10 protein-coding genes and 1 tRNA gene are annotated in these 17,025 nt (G+C 31.3%); 4 read left to right on the top strand and 7 right to left on the bottom strand.

Translation table 11 applies throughout. The annotated features are described in order from the left end of the window. The first annotated feature begins 13 nt into the window (after positions 1 to 13). On the top strand, positions 14 to 760 hold the full coding sequence (locus ACTTAR_RS05675; protein WP_440697927.1) for a serine aminopeptidase domain-containing protein: 747 nt from the start codon (positions 14 to 16) through the stop codon (positions 758 to 760). On the opposite strand, the gene gltB is transcribed toward ACTTAR_RS05675, so the two are convergent. Both gltB and ACTTAR_RS05665 read right to left on the bottom strand, forming a co-directional pair. Then, entirely contained in the window at positions 753 to 5,258 is a 4,506-nt protein-coding gene (gene gltB / locus ACTTAR_RS05670; protein WP_440681297.1) for a glutamate synthase large subunit, read from the bottom strand. The genes ACTTAR_RS05675 and gltB overlap by 8 nt on opposite strands. Then, positions 5,258 to 6,697 (bottom strand): NAD(P)-dependent oxidoreductase, encoded by a 1,440-nt coding sequence (locus tag ACTTAR_RS05665; RefSeq protein WP_440681298.1) that lies wholly within the window; start codon positions 6,695 to 6,697, stop codon positions 5,258 to 5,260. The genes gltB and ACTTAR_RS05665 overlap by 1 nt, the downstream gene beginning before the upstream one ends. 182 nt (positions 6,698 to 6,879) lie before the next feature. Here ACTTAR_RS05665 and ACTTAR_RS05660 point away from each other — a divergent pair, with 182 nt between their 5' ends. Then, positions 6,880 to 7,644 (top strand): undecaprenyl-diphosphate phosphatase, encoded by a 765-nt coding sequence (locus ACTTAR_RS05660; RefSeq protein ID WP_440681299.1) that lies wholly within the window; start codon positions 6,880 to 6,882, stop codon positions 7,642 to 7,644. Here ACTTAR_RS05660 and ACTTAR_RS05655 read toward each other — a convergent pair. Genes ACTTAR_RS05655 through aceE form a run of 3 tightly spaced genes read right to left on the bottom strand, consistent with a single transcriptional unit; the run spans position 7,641 to position 12,844 of the window. Beyond that, positions 7,641 to 8,534 (bottom strand): DMT family transporter, encoded by an 894-nt coding sequence (locus ACTTAR_RS05655; protein ID WP_440650654.1) that lies wholly within the window; start codon positions 8,532 to 8,534, stop codon positions 7,641 to 7,643. The genes ACTTAR_RS05660 and ACTTAR_RS05655 overlap by 4 nt on opposite strands. Before the next feature lie 6 nt (positions 8,535 to 8,540). Continuing rightward, entirely contained in the window at positions 8,541 to 9,803 is a 1,263-nt protein-coding gene (locus tag ACTTAR_RS05650) for a 2-oxo acid dehydrogenase subunit E2 (RefSeq protein ID WP_440697926.1), read from the bottom strand. After that, a complete protein-coding gene (gene aceE / locus ACTTAR_RS05645; protein WP_440697925.1) occupies positions 9,803 to 12,844 on the bottom strand; it encodes a pyruvate dehydrogenase (acetyl-transferring), homodimeric type in 3,042 nt (1,013 codons plus the stop codon). The genes ACTTAR_RS05650 and aceE overlap by 1 nt, the downstream gene beginning before the upstream one ends. Positions 12,845 to 12,991: 147 nt before the next feature. Between aceE and ACTTAR_RS05640 the strand changes: the two genes are divergently transcribed. Continuing rightward, positions 12,992 to 13,068 (top strand) — tRNA-Arg (locus ACTTAR_RS05640). Between the two features lie 116 nt (positions 13,069 to 13,184). Then, positions 13,185 to 13,610, top strand: a complete 426-nt coding sequence (locus ACTTAR_RS05635) for a PaaI family thioesterase (protein ID WP_262590106.1) — start codon at positions 13,185 to 13,187, stop codon at positions 13,608 to 13,610. A 1-nt stretch (position 13,611) separates the two neighbouring features. Here the strand turns inward: ACTTAR_RS05635 and ACTTAR_RS05630 are convergent, their stop codons facing one another. Both ACTTAR_RS05630 and ACTTAR_RS05625 read right to left on the bottom strand, forming a co-directional pair. Beyond that, a complete protein-coding gene (locus ACTTAR_RS05630; RefSeq protein ID WP_440697924.1) occupies positions 13,612 to 15,933 on the bottom strand; it encodes a TRAP transporter permease in 2,322 nt (773 codons plus the stop codon). Positions 15,934 to 16,005: 72 nt separating this feature from the next. Next, positions 16,006 to 17,010, bottom strand: coding sequence for a TAXI family TRAP transporter solute-binding subunit (locus ACTTAR_RS05625; RefSeq protein ID WP_262590104.1), 1,005 nt, complete (start codon positions 17,008 to 17,010; stop codon positions 16,006 to 16,008). Positions 17,011 to 17,025: the final 15 nt, after the last annotated feature.

The following is a 17,025-nucleotide window of genomic DNA, read 5'->3' as shown; positions in this document are numbered from 1 at the left end:
CTTATAAACGATTATGGCAAATTTCAGATTCCACAAAATTTCAAAGACTAAGAAAATTAGACATATTTGCAAAATTTATAAAAATTCCCCATTCATAGTTTTCTTACATGGATTTATGTCAGATCTTGAAGGAAAAAAGCCAGACGCTTTTTTAAAATTTTCAAAAAAAAATAAAATAAGCTTTCTTGCTTTAGAGTATTCAGGTCATGGAAAATCTACAGGTAAATTCACTAATGGAAATATTTCAAAGTGGAGTAAAGAAACTTCTACGTTAATAAATAAATATATAAAAAATAATAATTTTTATGTCATTGGTTCAAGTATGGGCGCTTGGATTGCTTTAAGACAATTCGAAGTATTTAAAAAACAAATTATGGGATTTTTAGGTATAGGGTCGGCACCTGAGTTTTTAGAAAATTTGATGTGGAAAAAATTCTCCAAAAAAATAAAGCAAGAAACAATCCAAAAAGGTATATATCACCTAAAACATGGAAATTATGAATATCCAATCACTTATCAGCTTATAAAAGATGGAAGAAAAAATAGAGTATTAAATAAAAAAATAAATTCAAAAATTAATGTTACCATGGTTCATGGTGAATATGATGAAGCTGTGCCGGTAAGTTATTCTAGAAAAGTTTTAAAACTATTTCCAAAAGCAAAAAAGAAATTGATCATCGTAAAAAAAGGTGACCATAGCTTATCAAATAAGAGATGGCTTAATATAATTTTAAAAGAATTAAAATTATTAATTAACTAACTTCTTTTATAACTTTTTTTAAACTGATAGGGTTTTTAAGTTTATCCAACATTTCTTTAGGACAAACCTGAATGAAATTATTAATTTCATTATCATAATTTTCAATTATTTCTTTAGATAACAAAGATCCTGTCTCTTCATGGTGTTCTTTGATTAAATTTTTTAAACTTTCTTTCCAATAATCTGTTTCAACATTCTGCCAAACTACTGACTCTGGGTTTACTTTTTTTTCAAATTCTTGTGATTTGTCATAGATATATGCCATACCACCTGTCATACCAGCAGCAAAGTTATCTCCAACATCTCCAAGAATTACTACAGTTCCACCAGTCATATACTCACAACCATTCGAGTCACATCCCTCAATAACTGTAACTGCACCTGAATTTCTTACAGAGAATCTTTCACCAGCTTGACCAGCTGCAAAAAGTTTTCCAGATGTTGCTCCGTATAGAACTGTATTTCCTAAGATAGTATTTTCATTTGAAACTAAGTTACTTTCCTCTGGTAGTCTTATAGAAATTGTAGCTCCTGAAAGACCTTTACCGACATAATCATTTGCATCGCCTTTTAATACCAACTTCAAACCTTTGGATGAAAAGGCTCCAAAAGATTGGCCAGCTGACCCTTTAAAATTTAATACTAAAAAATCATCATCAAGTTTTTCATAGCCGTATTTTTTATATAAATGATGAGAAATTCTTGTCCCAACTGCTCTGTGAGTATTTTTAATTAAATATTCTTTTTCAATTTTTTCAGAACTATCTAAAGCTTTTTCAATCTCAGGCCATATTTCTTGGTCTAGAGTATCTGGCACCGAATTAATTTTTTGGTTTTCACAATATCTAGTATTGTTCCCAGTATCTGCTTGAACAAATAAAGGATTTAAATCTAAATCATCTAAATTATCTGAACCCTTGCTAACTTGTCTAAGTAAGTCAGTTCTGCCAATAATATCATTTAATGATTTAAAACCTAATCTAGCTAAAATTTCTCTAACTTCAGTTGCTATAAACGTAAATAGATTAACAACCTTATCTGGTGTTCCAGTAAATTTTTCTCTTAATTTTTCATCTTGAGTACAAACACCAACAGGGCATGTATTCGAATGACATTGTCTTACCATTATGCATCCCATTGCAACTAATGCAGTTGTTGCAACTCCATACTCTTCTGCTCCCATCATAGCAGCTATAACAACATCTCTACCTGTTTTAATTCCCCCGTCAGTTCTAAGTGTAACTGTATGTCTAAGATTATTTAATGTTAAAACCTGATTAGCCTCTGTTAATCCCATCTCCCACGGTATACCTACGTATTTTACACTTGTTTGCGGAGTAGCTCCAGTTCCACCGTTATGTCCTGAAATTAATATTATATCTGCTTTTGCTTTGGCAACTCCTGCAGCAATAGTCCCAACTCCTGAGGATGCAACTAGTTTTACTCCAATTCTTGCTTTTGGATTAATCTGTTTTAAATCATAAATAAGCTGCGCAAGATCCTCAATCGAATAAATATCATGGTGTGGTGGAGGAGAAATTAGCGTTACACCAGGTGTTGAGTGTCTTAACTTTGCTATTTCATCAGTAACTTTGAAACCTGGGAGTTGTCCACCTTCTCCTGGCTTTGCACCTTGTGCAATTTTTATTTCAATCTCATTGCAATTGTTTAAATAATTAACTGTTACACCAAATCTTGCTGAAGCTATTTGTTTTACTCTTGAGTTTGCACTATCTCCATTATCTAACACTTTAAATCTTTTTTGATCTTCACCGCCTTCACCACTACAAGAAGCACCTTTAATTCTATTCATGCCTGTAGCCAAAGTTTCATGTGCCTCTTTAGATAAAGCGCCATGAGACATGCTTCCACTTCCAAATCTTTTTAAAATATTTTCTATTGGTTCTACTTCTGAAATATCTATAGCTCCCTTTAATTTTTTTTCTCTAAAATCAATTAAGTCCCTTAAATTTATTGGTGGTAAATTATAAATACCCTCTGCATATCTTTTATAAGCGTCATAAGAATTAGAACCAACTGCACTTTGAAGTAAATGTATAAGTTTGCCTTGATATTGGTGTGTTTCTCCATTTTTTCTATATCTATAAATCCCTCCAATAGGAAGAATTGTATCAGTGCTTTCAAATGCTTCTTTATGAATTGCTCTTATTTTTTTTTCGATTCCAGTAAGTCCAATACCAGAAATTTTAGACACAACTCCTGGAAAATAATCTGAAACAATAGTTCTGCTTAATCCAACAGTCTCAAAATTGCATCCACCTCTGTAAGAACTTAAAACAGAGATACCCATCTTAGACATAATTTTTAATAAACCTGCATTGACAGATTTAATGTATCTTTCAACACATTCTTCAAAGCTAAACTTTCCAAATAATTTTTTTTCAAATCTTTGATATAAACTGTCGAACGCCAAATAAGGATTTACTGTTGTTGCTCCAACACCAATTAAAGTTGCAAAAGAGTGTGTATCTAATGCTTCTCCAGATTGGACATTGATTGACACATAGCCTCTTAATTTTTTCTCAATTAAAAAAGAGTTAATTGCACCAACTGCAAGCAGCATTGGAATTGGAAGTTTTGAAATTGATAAATCTTTATCGCTAAGAATTAATTGTGTAACACCCTGTCTAACAGCAATTTCTGCATCTTTTTGAATTTTTTTAATAGCTTCGTACAAACTGTTACTTTCTTCAAAAGTACAATCAATTATTGTTGAATTATTTCCAAAAAAATTGATGAATTTTTCAAACTGAGAATTAGATAAAATTGGGCTATTAAGAACATAAATATTCTGTTTTGTTAAATTATCAAAATCTAGAATATTGCCTAGATTTCCAAATCTTGTTTTTAAACTCATCACTTTGTTTTCTCTTAAAGAGTCTATTGGTGGATTTGTAACTTGGCTAAAATTTTGTCTAAAAAAATGATAAAGAGGTCTATATTTATCTGATAGCACAGCTAAAGGGGTGTCATCGCCCATAGATCCTGTAGCCTCTTTTGCATCCTCAGCCATAGGGTGTAAAATTAATTCAAGATCCTCTAAACTAATTCCAAAAGTATATTGTCTTCTTCTTAAATCATCCCCTGAAAAAGAATTTTTTTCATCTTCAATCGTTAGTTTGTCATCTAAATCAATAATTTGTGAATTAAAATGTTTATACTCTTTTGCTAAGTAATCCTTAATTTGTTTATTAGTAAATACTTTACCTTTTTCGATTCTTACTCCTATAATTTCTCCAGGACCTAATCTTCCTTTTGATAAAATTCTTTTTTCATTTAGCTCGATCATCCCAGTTTCCGAGCCTGCAAACAATAACTTATCCTTTGTGATTGCATATCTTAAAGGTCTTAATCCGTTTCTATCATTTGCTGCAATAACCCACTCATTGTCAGTTCCAGCTATAGCGGCAGGTCCATCCCAAGGTTCCATTGTGCTATTTAAAAAATTAAATAATTGCTGGTGATCTTTTGGCAAAGTCTTATTTTTCTTAGACCATGCGTCAGGAACTAACATTAGTTTAGCTAATGGTGCAGGTTGACCTGAAATATTTAATAATTCGAAAACATTATCTAAAGCTGCAGAATCTGAGGCTCCTTGTTGAATAACTGGCTTAAGATTTTCTATATCATCAAATAATGGACTATTCATTTCTTGCTCATGAACTTTCATCCAATTTTTATTTCCTCTATAAGTGTTAATTTCTCCATTATGTGCAATTGCTCTAAATGGTTGGGCAAGATTCCAACTTGGAGCTGTATTGGTTGAAAACCGCTGATGAAATATTGCATATCTTGATACAAATCTTTCATCATTTAAATCTAGATAAAATTCTGAAATTGCTTCGGCTAAAAACATTCCTTTGTAAATAATTGACTTTGAACTTAACGAACAAATATAAAAATTATTTAATGATTTTTTGAAAGCTTCGTTTTCGATTTTTCTTCTTGTCTCATAAATTTTTCTCTCCAAATCTTTATTTATAAGTTCTTTATTATGAGGTTTGAAAAGTACCTGAATAATTTCAGGCATAGTTTGAAAAGCTTTTTCACCTAAAACCTTTGGGTTAACAGGAACTTGTCTCCAGCCATAAATACTAAAATCATTTTTCGTTAATTCGCTTTCAACAATTGTTTTACAGCTCTCTTGTGCTGCATAGTCATTACGTGGAAGAAAAATCATTCCTACGCAGATTTCAGAATTATCGTGTATGTGTCCAGTAACCTCAATTTTTTCAATAAAAAAATCTTTTGGAATTTCTACGTGAATTCCAGCTCCATCTCCTGTTTTTCCATCAGCATCTACTGCACCCCTATGCCAAACAGCTTTTAAAGCTTCAATTCCATACTCAACCACATTCCTGGATTTTTTTCCCTCTGTTGAAGCTATTAAACCTACCCCACAAGCATCATGCTCCATATCTTCAGAATAGACATTGTTTTTCTTAAGTAGATCAAAGTTTTTTTTATAAGTTTTCATTAAGCAACTTTTTTCTCATTTTTGGATTTTGTTTCTAAATAATTTTTTATGGAATCTGCTGCGTCTCTCCCATCTTTAATTGCCCAAACAACTAATGAAGCTCCTCTAACAATATCCCCAGCAGCAAAAACACCGCTTAGATTAGTTTCCATAGTATCAAAATCTGTTTTTATTGTTCCCCATTTTGTAACTTGAAGTTCGTGGCTATCAAATAAATTAGGTAAATCCTCTGGATCAAATCCAAGAGCTTTAATAACCATATCTGCTTTTATTTCATAACTTGATCCTTCTTGTACTTCAGGTCTTCTTCTACCAGTTTCATCTGGTTCACCTAACTTTATTTGATCTACAATTAAATTTTCTACCTTATTAGTTCCTTTAAATTCTTTGGGACTAGATAACCATACAAATTCAACACCCTCTTCTTCAGCATTTGCAACTTCTCTTGCTGAACCAGGCATATTTTCTTTATCTCTTCTGTATAAGCATTTTACTGATTTTGCTTTTTGTCTTACTGAAGTTCTCACACAATCCATTGCTGTATCACCTCCGCCAATTACAACAACATCTTTTCCCTCAGCATTTAGAATTCCCTTGTCAAATAATTCAACGTCATCGCCCAATCCTTTTTTATTTGATGCTGTAAGAAAATCCATCGCTGGAAAAATATTATCTAAATCATTACCTGGTAAATTAACTTCTCTTGCTTTGTAAACTCCTGTTGCAATTAATACTGCATCATGTTTTTTTCTTAATTGCTCTAAGCTTGCATCCTTTCCAACTTCAAAATTTTGTATAAATTCTATTCCACCATCTTTTAAAAGCTTTGTTCGTCTTTCAACTATTTCTTTTTCTAATTTAAAATTTGGAATTCCATATATTAACAATCCTCCAGCTCTATCATAACGATCGTAAACTGTAATTTTATATCCATTTTTTCTCAACTGTTCTGCCGCCGCTAATCCAGCAGGACCAGCTCCTATAATTCCAACACTTTGATTTTTTTCATTTGTAACTTCAATTGGTTTAACCCATCCTTGTTCCCAGGCGTTATCTGTTATATATTTTTCAACAGATCCAATTGTAACTGTTCCATGACCAGACTGTTCAATTACACAATTCCCCTCGCATAATCTATCTTGTGGACAGATTCTTCCACAAACCTCAGGCATATTATTAGTGCTTTGGGAAAGCTCGTATGCTTCTTTTAATCTTCCCTCTGCAGTTAACTTTAGCCAGTCAGGAATATTGTTACTTAAAGGACAATGAACCTGACAGAAAGGAACTCCACACTGTGAACATCTACTTGATTGTTCTTTAGCTTTTTCATTGATATATTCGTCATATATCTCGTTAAAATCCTTTTTTCTTTGATCAACTTCCCTTTTAGGTGGAGTTTGCTGACCTATTTTTACGAATTTTAACATTTTGTCAGTCATAAAAAATATAATTTTCGGCAAATTATATAATGATTTTATTAAATAAAGCATTAAATAGGTCATATTTATTGACCTTTAATCTCTCATTTTTGTTATAAACAAACAGGTTTCTAATAAATGCATAGCTACTATGATCAAATCGTATTGTTTGAAATATAAGCTTTATAAGCTACGAAGAAATTATGTTTCAGAATATTATAGAAGTTTTAATCCTTTCGGCAATTCAAGGGATCTCAGAATTTCTTCCAATAAGTTCTTCTGCACATTTAATTTTAGTTTCAAGTTTGTATGAATTTAAATCTAGCTCATTACTAATTGATATTAGCCTTCATCTAGGATCTCTTGTTGCAATAGTATATTATTTCAGAGAAGAGTTATTAAACATTAATAAAAATAAAAGACTAATAAGTTTAATTATTATTGGATCTATTCCATTAATAATCTTTGGATATATTTTATACACTACGGGGCTAATTTATAGTTTACGAAACATTGAAACTATTGCATGGACAACTTTAATATTTGCAATTGTTTTATACATTTCTGATAAAAGTCGTTTTGATAATAAAATTTCTACAAATTTAAACATTCAATCAATTCTATTTATAGGAGTAATGCAAATTTTATCATTGATACCTGGAGTAAGCAGAGCAGGTATTACAATAACAGCTGCAAGGATTTTAAGATTTAATAGAGTGGATTCGAGTAAAATATCTTTTTTGCTATCTATCCCAGCATTAACTGGTGCAAGTATACTTGGTTTAAAAGATATTTTTAATCAACCAACGGAATTTAATTACTTGGTAATAATTGCAATTATATTTTCTTTTATTTTTTCTTTTTTAACAGTTAAATATTTTTTAATTTTTATAAATAAGTTTTCTATGAACGCATTTGTAATTTATAGAATAATAATTGCTTTTGTATTGTTTAGTTTAATTTATTAAATTTTTTTTCTTTTTATAAGCGGGAGTAATTGTGATAATAAAACTCCACACAAAATGAAAAAACATCCAAGTATATTATTTATATCTAATACTTGATTTAAAATAAACCATGCAGCTACAGTTGCAAATACGCCCTCAAGGGAGAAAATAATTGCTGCTGGTGCAGGTGTAATATTTTTTTGTGCATAAATCTGTAATACAAATGCAAATCCTCCAGATAATATTCCAGCATATAATATAGAATACATTTCCATTAGAATGTTGTTCCAAACAAATTCTTCGTAAAGAATTCCAATGAAAAAAGACAAAATAGCTACGATTAAAGTTTGAATTGCTCCAATTGTAAGTGGAAGATTGTATTTAGAAATAATAATTCCAGTAAATATAATATGTGTGCTCCAAAATAAAGCTCCTAGTACAACCAAAGTATCTCCCAGCCTAACTGTTGCATCGTAAAAATTTGTTAATAAATATCCTCCAATTAAACACAAAATTACTGAAGGCCAAACACTCCAATGAATTGATTTTTTTCCAAACAAATAAATTATGATAGGCACCATAGGTACATAAAAGATCGTAAAAAAGGCTGCATTTGCAACATCTGTATAGAGCAAAGCAACCTGTTGTAATGCAGAACCTAAAAATAAGGACAATCCTATTAAAGACACATAAATTACAAATGTTTTTTTATCTGTTTTTAATTCTGGTTTAAAATTTTTTAATTCAAATAAAATTACGAGTGGGGTAATAGCTAAAAAACCAACAAAAAATCTAACAGCATTAAATGTAAAAGGACCAATATTGTCCATGCCAGTGTCTTGAGCAATAAAAGTTGTGCCCCATATAAAAGTGCATAACAAAGCACTTAATAGGGAAATAGGCTTAGACATTTTTGATTATACAGCTAGCTTATAAGCAAAATTTTTGCCTAAGTTTTCTTTAAGATCATTGTTAAATCTTGCTGCCTCAGCTCCATCAATAATTCTATGATCATAAGACAAAGAAATCGGTAGCATTGTTCTAGTTTGAAACTTTCCATTTATATAAATTTGTTTTTTCTCTGATCTACCTACTCCTAAAATTGCTACTTCAGGATAATTTATTATTGGTGTAAAAAATGATCCACCTATTCCACCCAAACTAGTAATAGTCATTGAACCACCAAATAATTCTTTTTTATCTATTTTTAAATTTCTACAAAGCTCACTTACCTCTCTCAACTCTCTACTAATATGAGAAATTTTTTTATTATTAGCATTTCTAATTTTTGGAACCATTAGTCCATTTGGAGTGTCTACAGCTATACCTATATGGTAATATTTTTTCATTGTCATTTTACCTGTTTCAATTTCATCAATTGAAGAATTAAAACTTGGAAATTTTTTTAATGAAGCAACTAAAGCTTTTACAATAAATGCTAAAGGAGTAATTTTAATTTTTTCTCCCGTATAAATATCAGTCAAAGAATTTCTGAAGCTTTCCATTTCTGTAATATCAGCCTCATCATGATTTGTAACATGAGGTATGGTGGTCCATGAATTTGTTAAATACTTTGATGATAATTTTTTTACTCTTGGTATATCTTTGGTCTCTATTTCACCAAAATCTGAATGCTCAAATTCATTTTTGATTTTGCTTGGTTTTTTTTCCTCAACAACCTCCGTGTTATTGTTTGATCTTAATGCTACAAATTTTTTGATATCTTCTTCAACAACTCTTCCATCTCTCTCACTTCCTAAAACTTTATTTATATCTACACCGAGTTCTCTAGCAAATTTTCTAGCTTTTGGGCTTGCTGATGAAATATTAGATACATTATTTAAAACTTTAGTTTCTTGTTGAACTTCAGGTTTTATTACTTCAATTTTTTTAAATTCTTTTTCTATTATTGGCTTCTGTTCAACTTTTTGATTTATCTGTGATGACTTTTCTAAAGTTAAAATTAAATCTCCTTCAGATACTTTATCTCCAACTTTTATATTTAAGTTAGAAATTTTACCTTCAAAACTAGATGGTATTTCTACGCTAGACTTATCACTTTCTATTGTAATTATAGGGTCATTTTTTTTAATTGATTGGCCTTTTTTTACTAATACCTCAATAACCTCAACATCTTTAAAATCTCCTATATTTGGTACCTTAATTTCAATATCTGACATTATAATTTTGTTGGCATAGGTTTATCGCCATCAATTTTGTATTTTTTCATAGCATCTTTCGCATATTTTGAAGCTATCAATTGCTCTTTTGCTAAAATGCTTAATCCATAAGCTACTAAATGTTCTTTATCTACCTCAAAGAATTTTCTTAAATTTTTTCTAGTATCACTTCTTCCAAAACCATCAGCACCTAGAGAATAAAAGCTCTTATTGTTTGTGTAAGGTCTTATTTGATCAGAATTCATTCTCATATAATCAGATGCTGCCATAATTGGTCCTTCAGTACTTCCAAGACATTGCTCTACATATGATTTTTTAGGAGTTTTGTCCGGATTTAGAAGGTTATATCTTTCAGCTTCCATCCCATCTTTTCTTAACTCATTAAAACTTGTAACACTCCATATTTCACTATCAATTTGATAATCGTTTTGTAAAATTTCAGCTGCTGACATCATCTCTCTTAATATCGTTCCTGAGCCTAAAAGTTGAAGTTTTGTTTTTTTATATTTGTTAAATTCCTTTATCTTATACATTCCTTTAAGAATTCCCTCTTCACAATTTTTATCCTTAGGCATTTCAGGATGTGAATAATTTTCGTTCATTGTTGTAATATAATAAAAAACATTTTCTTTCTTCTCATGCATTCTTCTTAGACCCTCTCTAAAAATAGTTGCTAATTCATAGTGAAATGTAGGATCATAAGTTACACAATTAGGAATTGTTGATGCAATCAAATGACTATGTCCATCTTGATGTTGTAATCCTTCACCTGCTAATGTTGTTCTTCCGGCTGTTGCACCAACTAAAAAACCTCTAGCTTGGCTATCACCAGCAGCCCAAGCTAAATCTCCAATTCTTTGAAATCCAAACATAGAATAAAAAATGTATATTGGAATCATTTCAATATCATGATTTGTATAAGCAGTTGCAGCTGCTATCCAAGAAGACATCGCTCCTGCCTCATTAATTCCTTCCTCAAGCACCTGTCCACTTTTATCTTCTCTATAAGAACTTAGTTGCGCAGCATCCTCGGGCTCATATTTCTGTCCTTCATGAGCGTATATTCCAATTTTTTGAAAAAATCCTTCCATACCAAATGTTCTTGCTTCATCTGGGATAATTGGAACTAATCTAGGTGAAATATTTTTATCTCTTAACAAATTAGTTAACATTCTTACGAGCGCCATTGTGGTAGACATTTCTTTTTCACCAGTTGAAACTTTCATAAAATCAAAAATATCTTTTGATGGTGCTTTAATAGGTTTTGCAAAAGTTGATCTCTCTGGTAAATAACCTCCCAGTTTAAGCCTTCTTTCTTTTATGTATCTAATCTCTGGAGATTTCTCATCAGGCCTAAAGTATTCTATGTTCCTAACTTGTTCATCAGTTAGAGGAACGTCAAAACGATCTCTATAATACATAAGATCATCCACATCTAATTTTTTAGTTTGGTGAGTAGTGTTTACACTTTCACCTGTTTTTCCCATTCCATATCCCTTGATTGTTTTTGCAATAATAACTGTTGGACTTCCTTGGTTTTTAATTGCTTTATCATAAGCTGCATATACCTTATGGGGGTCGTGCCCTCCTCGATTTAATCTCCAAATATCTTTATCTGACATAGATGAAACCATCTCCAAAGTATCTGGATTTTTTCCAAAAAACTTTTCTCGTACATATGCACCATCTCTTGCTTTCATAGCTTGGTATTCACCATCTACAGTTTCGTTCATAATTTTTACTAATTGACCAGTTTTGTCATTAGCTAATAATGAGTCCCAATATGAACCCCAAATAACTTTTATTACATTCCATCCAGCACCTCTGAAGCTACCTTCAAGTTCTTGTATAATTTTTCCATTTCCTCTTACAGGTCCATCAAGTCTTTGGAGATTACAATTAATTACAAAAATTAAATTATCTAGTTTTTCTCTAGCTGCTAATCCAATTGCACCCATAGATTCTGGTTCATCCATTTCACCATCTCCTAAAAAAGCCCAGACCTTTCGTCCCTCATCTTTAATCAATCCTCTATTGATTAAATATTTCATGTATCTTGCTTGATAAATTGCAAGCATTGGTCCTAACCCCATCGAAACAGTCGGAAATTGCCAAAAATTTGGCATTAGCCAAGGGTGAGGGTATGAAGATAATCCTCCAGGTTTTACTTCCTGTCTAAAACTATCTAGTTGTTTCTCAGTTAATCTACCCTCTAAAAATGCTCTAGCATACATTCCAGGTGCACTGTGTCCTTGGAAATATACTAGATCACCTCCAAATTTATTGTTTTTTGCTCTCCAAAAATGATTCATTCCAACATCATATAAAGTTGCAGCAGATGCAAAGGTTCCTATGTGTCCACCTAATTCTGGAAATTTTTTGTTAGCTCTTACTACCATTGCAGCTGCATTCCATCTGATCAGAGATCTTATTCTTCTCTCAATATTTTGGTCTCCATTTGATTTTATTTCAGCCTCAGGAGGAATGGTATTTATATACGGAGTATTTTGGGTGTAAGGAATATTTGCTCCTTCACGATAGGCTTTGTTAATTAATTCCTTAATTAAAAAATGAGCTCTTTGATTTCCATCTTTTGAAATTACTGCAGATAAAGACTCTAGCCAATCTTGAGTTTCTGAAGGATCTGTGTCTAATCCATTTGTAACTTGAATTATAGATTGTTTTTTTTCTTTAGCTGGCTCAGGAACATTCACCAGCTCCTCTTTATTTACAGCCATAGCTTCCTCAGCTTGTTTAATAATATTTTCTGTATCTTTAGGAAGATTGCTTTCTGAGAGACTTTTGGTTGAATTGCTTAAACTTAAAAGTAAATCACCTTTTGAAACTTTGTCACCTACTTTGACATTAATAGTATCAATTTTTCCTGAAATAGTTGATGGAATTTCAACACTAGATTTATCACTTTCAATTGTGACTATTGGATCATTTTCCTTGATTGTGTCTCCTGGCTTTACAAGTAATTCTATTACCTCAACATTCTCAAAATCACCAATGTCAGGAACAAGTAGTTTTTCGCTCATTATTAAAAAGGCTTATACACTCAAATAAAATATATTTTTATGTTATTTTATCACATTAATTAATCTTTTTATGCAAAGCTGTGTTTTAATTGAACAAAATTTGTTAATAAAACCATAAAATACAGTATCTTTAATAAAATTAATATTGGACCGCTGGCCAAATTGGATAAGGCGCTCGGCTACGAACCGGGAGATTCCAGATTCGAGTTCTGGGCGGTCCACCAAAAAGGATAAAAATGATTGATTGGTTATTAAAAGCTTCTTTACAAAAATCAGTAATTTACTTTTTTATAATAATTACATTGTTATTATTGCTATTAACAATTGTATTGTAAATTTTATGAGTAATGAGTTTGAACAAATAAGTTTAACCCAAGGGTTCATGAAACATAATGGAGGTGTTTTGTTTAGAAACATCTCTGAAACTGAATATGAATTTAAATCTACTATAAATGAAAATCACTTAAATGCTGCAGGAATAACTCATGGAGGCTATCTATCAGCATTAATAGATGCTGGTGCCGGAACCGCAGCTCACAGATCTGCTGGTAATGCTCCATGTGTAACTATTTCGTTAGATATTAAATTTATTGGTGCCTCAAAAGTTGGTGATGAAGTTATTGGGCACACAAAAATATTAAAAAAAACAAATACATTAATATTTTTATTTTGTGAGCTAAAATGTAACAATAAAATTATAACATCAGCAACTGGAGTTTGGAAAATTTTAAAAGTTAAACCTTCAAACTTAGGTCCAGGTGGTTAATTCATTCCTTTCTTCTGATATTAAAATATCCACAAATAACTAATAAAATTAAAGCAATTGGATAAACTATATTTTTCGATGGTCTATCAGAATTTTCAATTTTGAATTCACTGATATAATCTCCCATTTCAAAACCATTTTTTTTTGCTTCTCCATTCCATTTTAAATTATCAACTATTATTTTTTCATCCTGCTCTAATAAAGTAATCCCATAATCCTCTAGAGTAAAATGATCCTCAAATGTATTTTTCGATATTACAAAAAGTTTATATCTTTCTCCATATAAACTAGGTCTTGTTATTTTAATTTGAATTTCTTTTTCTGAATCTAATTTTAATGAATTTATTTTACTAATTTCTTCATAATTATATTTTGGATAAAATTTATTTAAAACAAAATCTGGAGACAACAAAGAAATAGAAATAATTAAAAAAATAATAATCTCATACCATTTAAGCTTATTTATAAACCAACCTTGAGTTGCTGATGTAAAAACTAAAATTCCAATTAGTGAAGTTATAATAACAATAAGCCCATGCCAGATATTCTCAATACCAATAAGTAAAAGTTCATGATTAAACAAAAAGACTATTGGTAATATTCCTGTTCTTAAACTATACCAGAAGGCTTGAACACCAGTTCTCAATGGATCTCCTCCAGATATTCCCGCAGCTGCATAAGAAGCTAAACCTACTGGTGGCGTTACATCTGCCATCAATCCAAAATAAAAAACAAATAAATGGACTGCAATCAATGGAAAAATAAATCCAGATGCATTACCAACATCAACTAAAACAGTTGCCATCAAAGATGCAACAACAACATAATTTGCAGTGGTTGGTAAACCCATTCCTAACAATAAACACAAAATTATAGTTAAAAATAATAGTATTGTGACATTATCTTTAGCAATAGATTCGATAACAATAATTAAGTTTGTACTTAAGCCTGTTGAGCCAACTGCACCTACTATGATACCAGCTGTAGCAATTGCAATGCCAACTGCAACCATATTTAATGCTCCTTTTTCAAAACCAACGATTGTTTGATTAAACCATTCTTTAAAAGAATCTTTAGAATAATTATTTTTAATTATTAAGTTGATTAGATTTACTAAAATTAAAGTAATTGTTGCATAAAAAATTGAATACGAGGCAGTAAACCTTAAATAAACAAGAGTATAAATTAAAACAAAAATAGGAATTAAAAAGTGAATTCCAGATAAAAATGTTTTTTTCAAATTAGGAACGTCCGCATCGTCCATTCCTTTAAGATTTAATTTTAAAGCTTCTAGGTGAGATATATAAAATAGAGCAATATAGGAAATAATTGCAGGTAAAAAAGCATGTTTAACTATTTCAAAATAAGTAACTCCAATAAAACTTGCCATTACAAATGCTGCGGCACCCATCACAGGCGGCATTATTTGTCCATTTACAGATGATGAAACCTCAATTGCACCTGCCTTTTCTTTAGAGAAACCTGTTTTTTTCATTATTGGAATAGTAAATGTTCCAGTAGTTACGGTATTAGCAATTGATGATCCTGAAATTAAGCCAGTCATTCCTGAACCTAGAATTGCGGCTTTGGCTGGTCCACCTCTCATTTTACCAACCATCGCAAAGGCTAAATCTAAAAAATATTTACCACCACCTGCCGTTTCAAGTAAGGCTCCAAATAAAACGAACAGAAAAATAAAATCTACGGAAACCCCAATAGGGATTCCAAATATTGCTTCTTGATCCAACCATTGAAATCCTACCAATCTATTTAAAGACAAGCCTCCATGAGAAATTATTTCTGGTGCATACCTACCAAAATATGAAAATAATAAAAAACAAGTTGCAATGATTACCAAAGGTAATCCAATTGCTCTTCTTGTGGCCTCTAAAAGAATTAAAATACCACATCCTCCTAAAATTAATTCTACTGGAAAATTGAATGTATCAGTGATTTTGAAACTTAAAAGGACACCGCCCCTCTCTACTAATTGATCATAAAAAAAATAAATATAGAGACAAGAAAAAGCACCCACAAAACTTACAATAATATCAAAAAATGAAATTTTTTTTCCTTTTGTTACTGGGTAGATTAAAAATGCTAAAGTTAATGCAAATCCTAAATGTATTGCTCTAGCCGGTAAACCTTTGAACATTCCTATATTCAACATAAATGGAAATGGTGATGCGTACCAAAGTTGAAATAAGGACCAAATGATAGCTATTGCAGATACTAACTTTAAATGAAATCCAGTAATGTTTCTAGTTGGTGATAAATCCTCGCTTATTTTATTTTTTATATTGGCGCTAATTGAATCACTCATAAGAAATATTCATACCATAAAAAAAAGGCCCGGTAAAAATTACCAGGCCTTTTAAAAAGTAAAAAACTTAGATTACATTAATCCAGCTTCTTTATAATATTTAATTGCACCAGGATGTAGTGGAGCAGATAAACCATCTTTAATCATGTTTTTCTTTTCCAAAAATCCAAATGCTGGATGTTGTTTTTTGAAATCATCAAAGTTTTCAAAAACTGCTTTTGTAACTAAGTACACTAATTCTTCAGAAACATCTGCCGAAGTTACCACAGTTGCTTTAACACCAAATGTAGTAGCATCTTTTTTCTGTTTTGTATAAGTGCCTTTAGGAATTACAGCCTGCGCATAATAATCAGCACCATCAATTAAGCCTTGAACTTCTGGTCCAGTCAAATTGATTGGAGATGCTTTAGCGGCACAAGTTGCTGCTTGTTCCATTGCACCATTTGGAAATCCAACCGAATAACCAAATGCATCAATTTTACCATCACATAAAGCTTTCACTTGCTCTGAAGAAGTTAACTCTGTTGTTGATTTAAAGAAACTATTATCAACACCCATAGCTTTCATTAGCTCTTCCATAGTTCCTCTCTGACCAGAACCAGGGTTACCAATGTTTACTACTTTACCTTCTAAGTCTGCAAAATCTTTAATTCTTGCTTTTTTTCTAGCCCAAATTTGAAAAGGTTCATTGTGAACTGAAAACACAGCTCTCAAATCACTAAACTGTTTTCCTTCCCATTTGCTTGAACCATTTACTGCGTGATATTGCCAGTCAGATTGAGCTACACCAAATTGAAATTCTCCAGCTGCTATTTGTCCAATATTGTAGTTTGAACCACCTGTCGATGGAGCAGTACATCTATACGCTTTAGCTGTACCTTTTTTTCTACCATGCTCAGCACTAATTGCTGATTTATGAAGCATTTTACATATAGCGTTACCTGTTTGGAAATATACTCCAGTAGGTCCACCAGTTCCTATCGTGAAGAACTCAGCTGATTTAGCAACTGTAGTTAAGGACAGTGATGCAAATAAAATCAGTAAAGCACTTGATAGGGATGTGATTATTTTTTTCATTATTTTTCCCTCTCT

It is taken from the genome of Candidatus Pelagibacter sp. HIMB1709 (genome assembly GCF_052047635.1).
Classification (GTDB): domain Bacteria; phylum Pseudomonadota; class Alphaproteobacteria; order Pelagibacterales; family Pelagibacteraceae; genus Pelagibacter.
Note: the sequence above shows the minus strand (reverse complement) of the source record. Positions and strands in the feature narration are given on the sequence as shown.

Excerpts from the sequence above, each read along its gene's own strand:
- ACTTAR_RS05675 (WP_440697927.1), top strand. The coding sequence starts at position 14 with ATGGCAAATTTCAGATTCCACAAAATTTCAAAGACTAAGAAAATTAGA.
- gltB (WP_440681297.1), bottom strand. The coding sequence starts at position 5,258 with ATGAAAACTTATAAAAAAAACTTTGATCTACTTAAGAAAAACAATGTC.
- ACTTAR_RS05665 (WP_440681298.1), bottom strand. The coding sequence starts at position 6,697 with ATGACTGACAAAATGTTAAAATTCGTAAAAATAGGTCAGCAAACTCCA.
- ACTTAR_RS05660 (WP_440681299.1), top strand. The coding sequence starts at position 6,880 with ATGTTTCAGAATATTATAGAAGTTTTAATCCTTTCGGCAATTCAAGGG.
- ACTTAR_RS05655 (WP_440650654.1), bottom strand. The coding sequence starts at position 8,534 with ATGTCTAAGCCTATTTCCCTATTAAGTGCTTTGTTATGCACTTTTATA.
- ACTTAR_RS05650 (WP_440697926.1), bottom strand. The coding sequence starts at position 9,803 with ATGTCAGATATTGAAATTAAGGTACCAAATATAGGAGATTTTAAAGAT.
- aceE (WP_440697925.1), bottom strand. The coding sequence starts at position 12,844 with ATGAGCGAAAAACTACTTGTTCCTGACATTGGTGATTTTGAGAATGTT.
- ACTTAR_RS05635 (WP_262590106.1), top strand. The coding sequence starts at position 13,185 with ATGAGTAATGAGTTTGAACAAATAAGTTTAACCCAAGGGTTCATGAAA.
- ACTTAR_RS05630 (WP_440697924.1), bottom strand. The coding sequence starts at position 15,933 with ATGAGTGATTCAATTAGCGCCAATATAAAAAATAAAATAAGCGAGGAT.
- ACTTAR_RS05625 (WP_262590104.1), bottom strand. The coding sequence starts at position 17,010 with ATGAAAAAAATAATCACATCCCTATCAAGTGCTTTACTGATTTTATTT.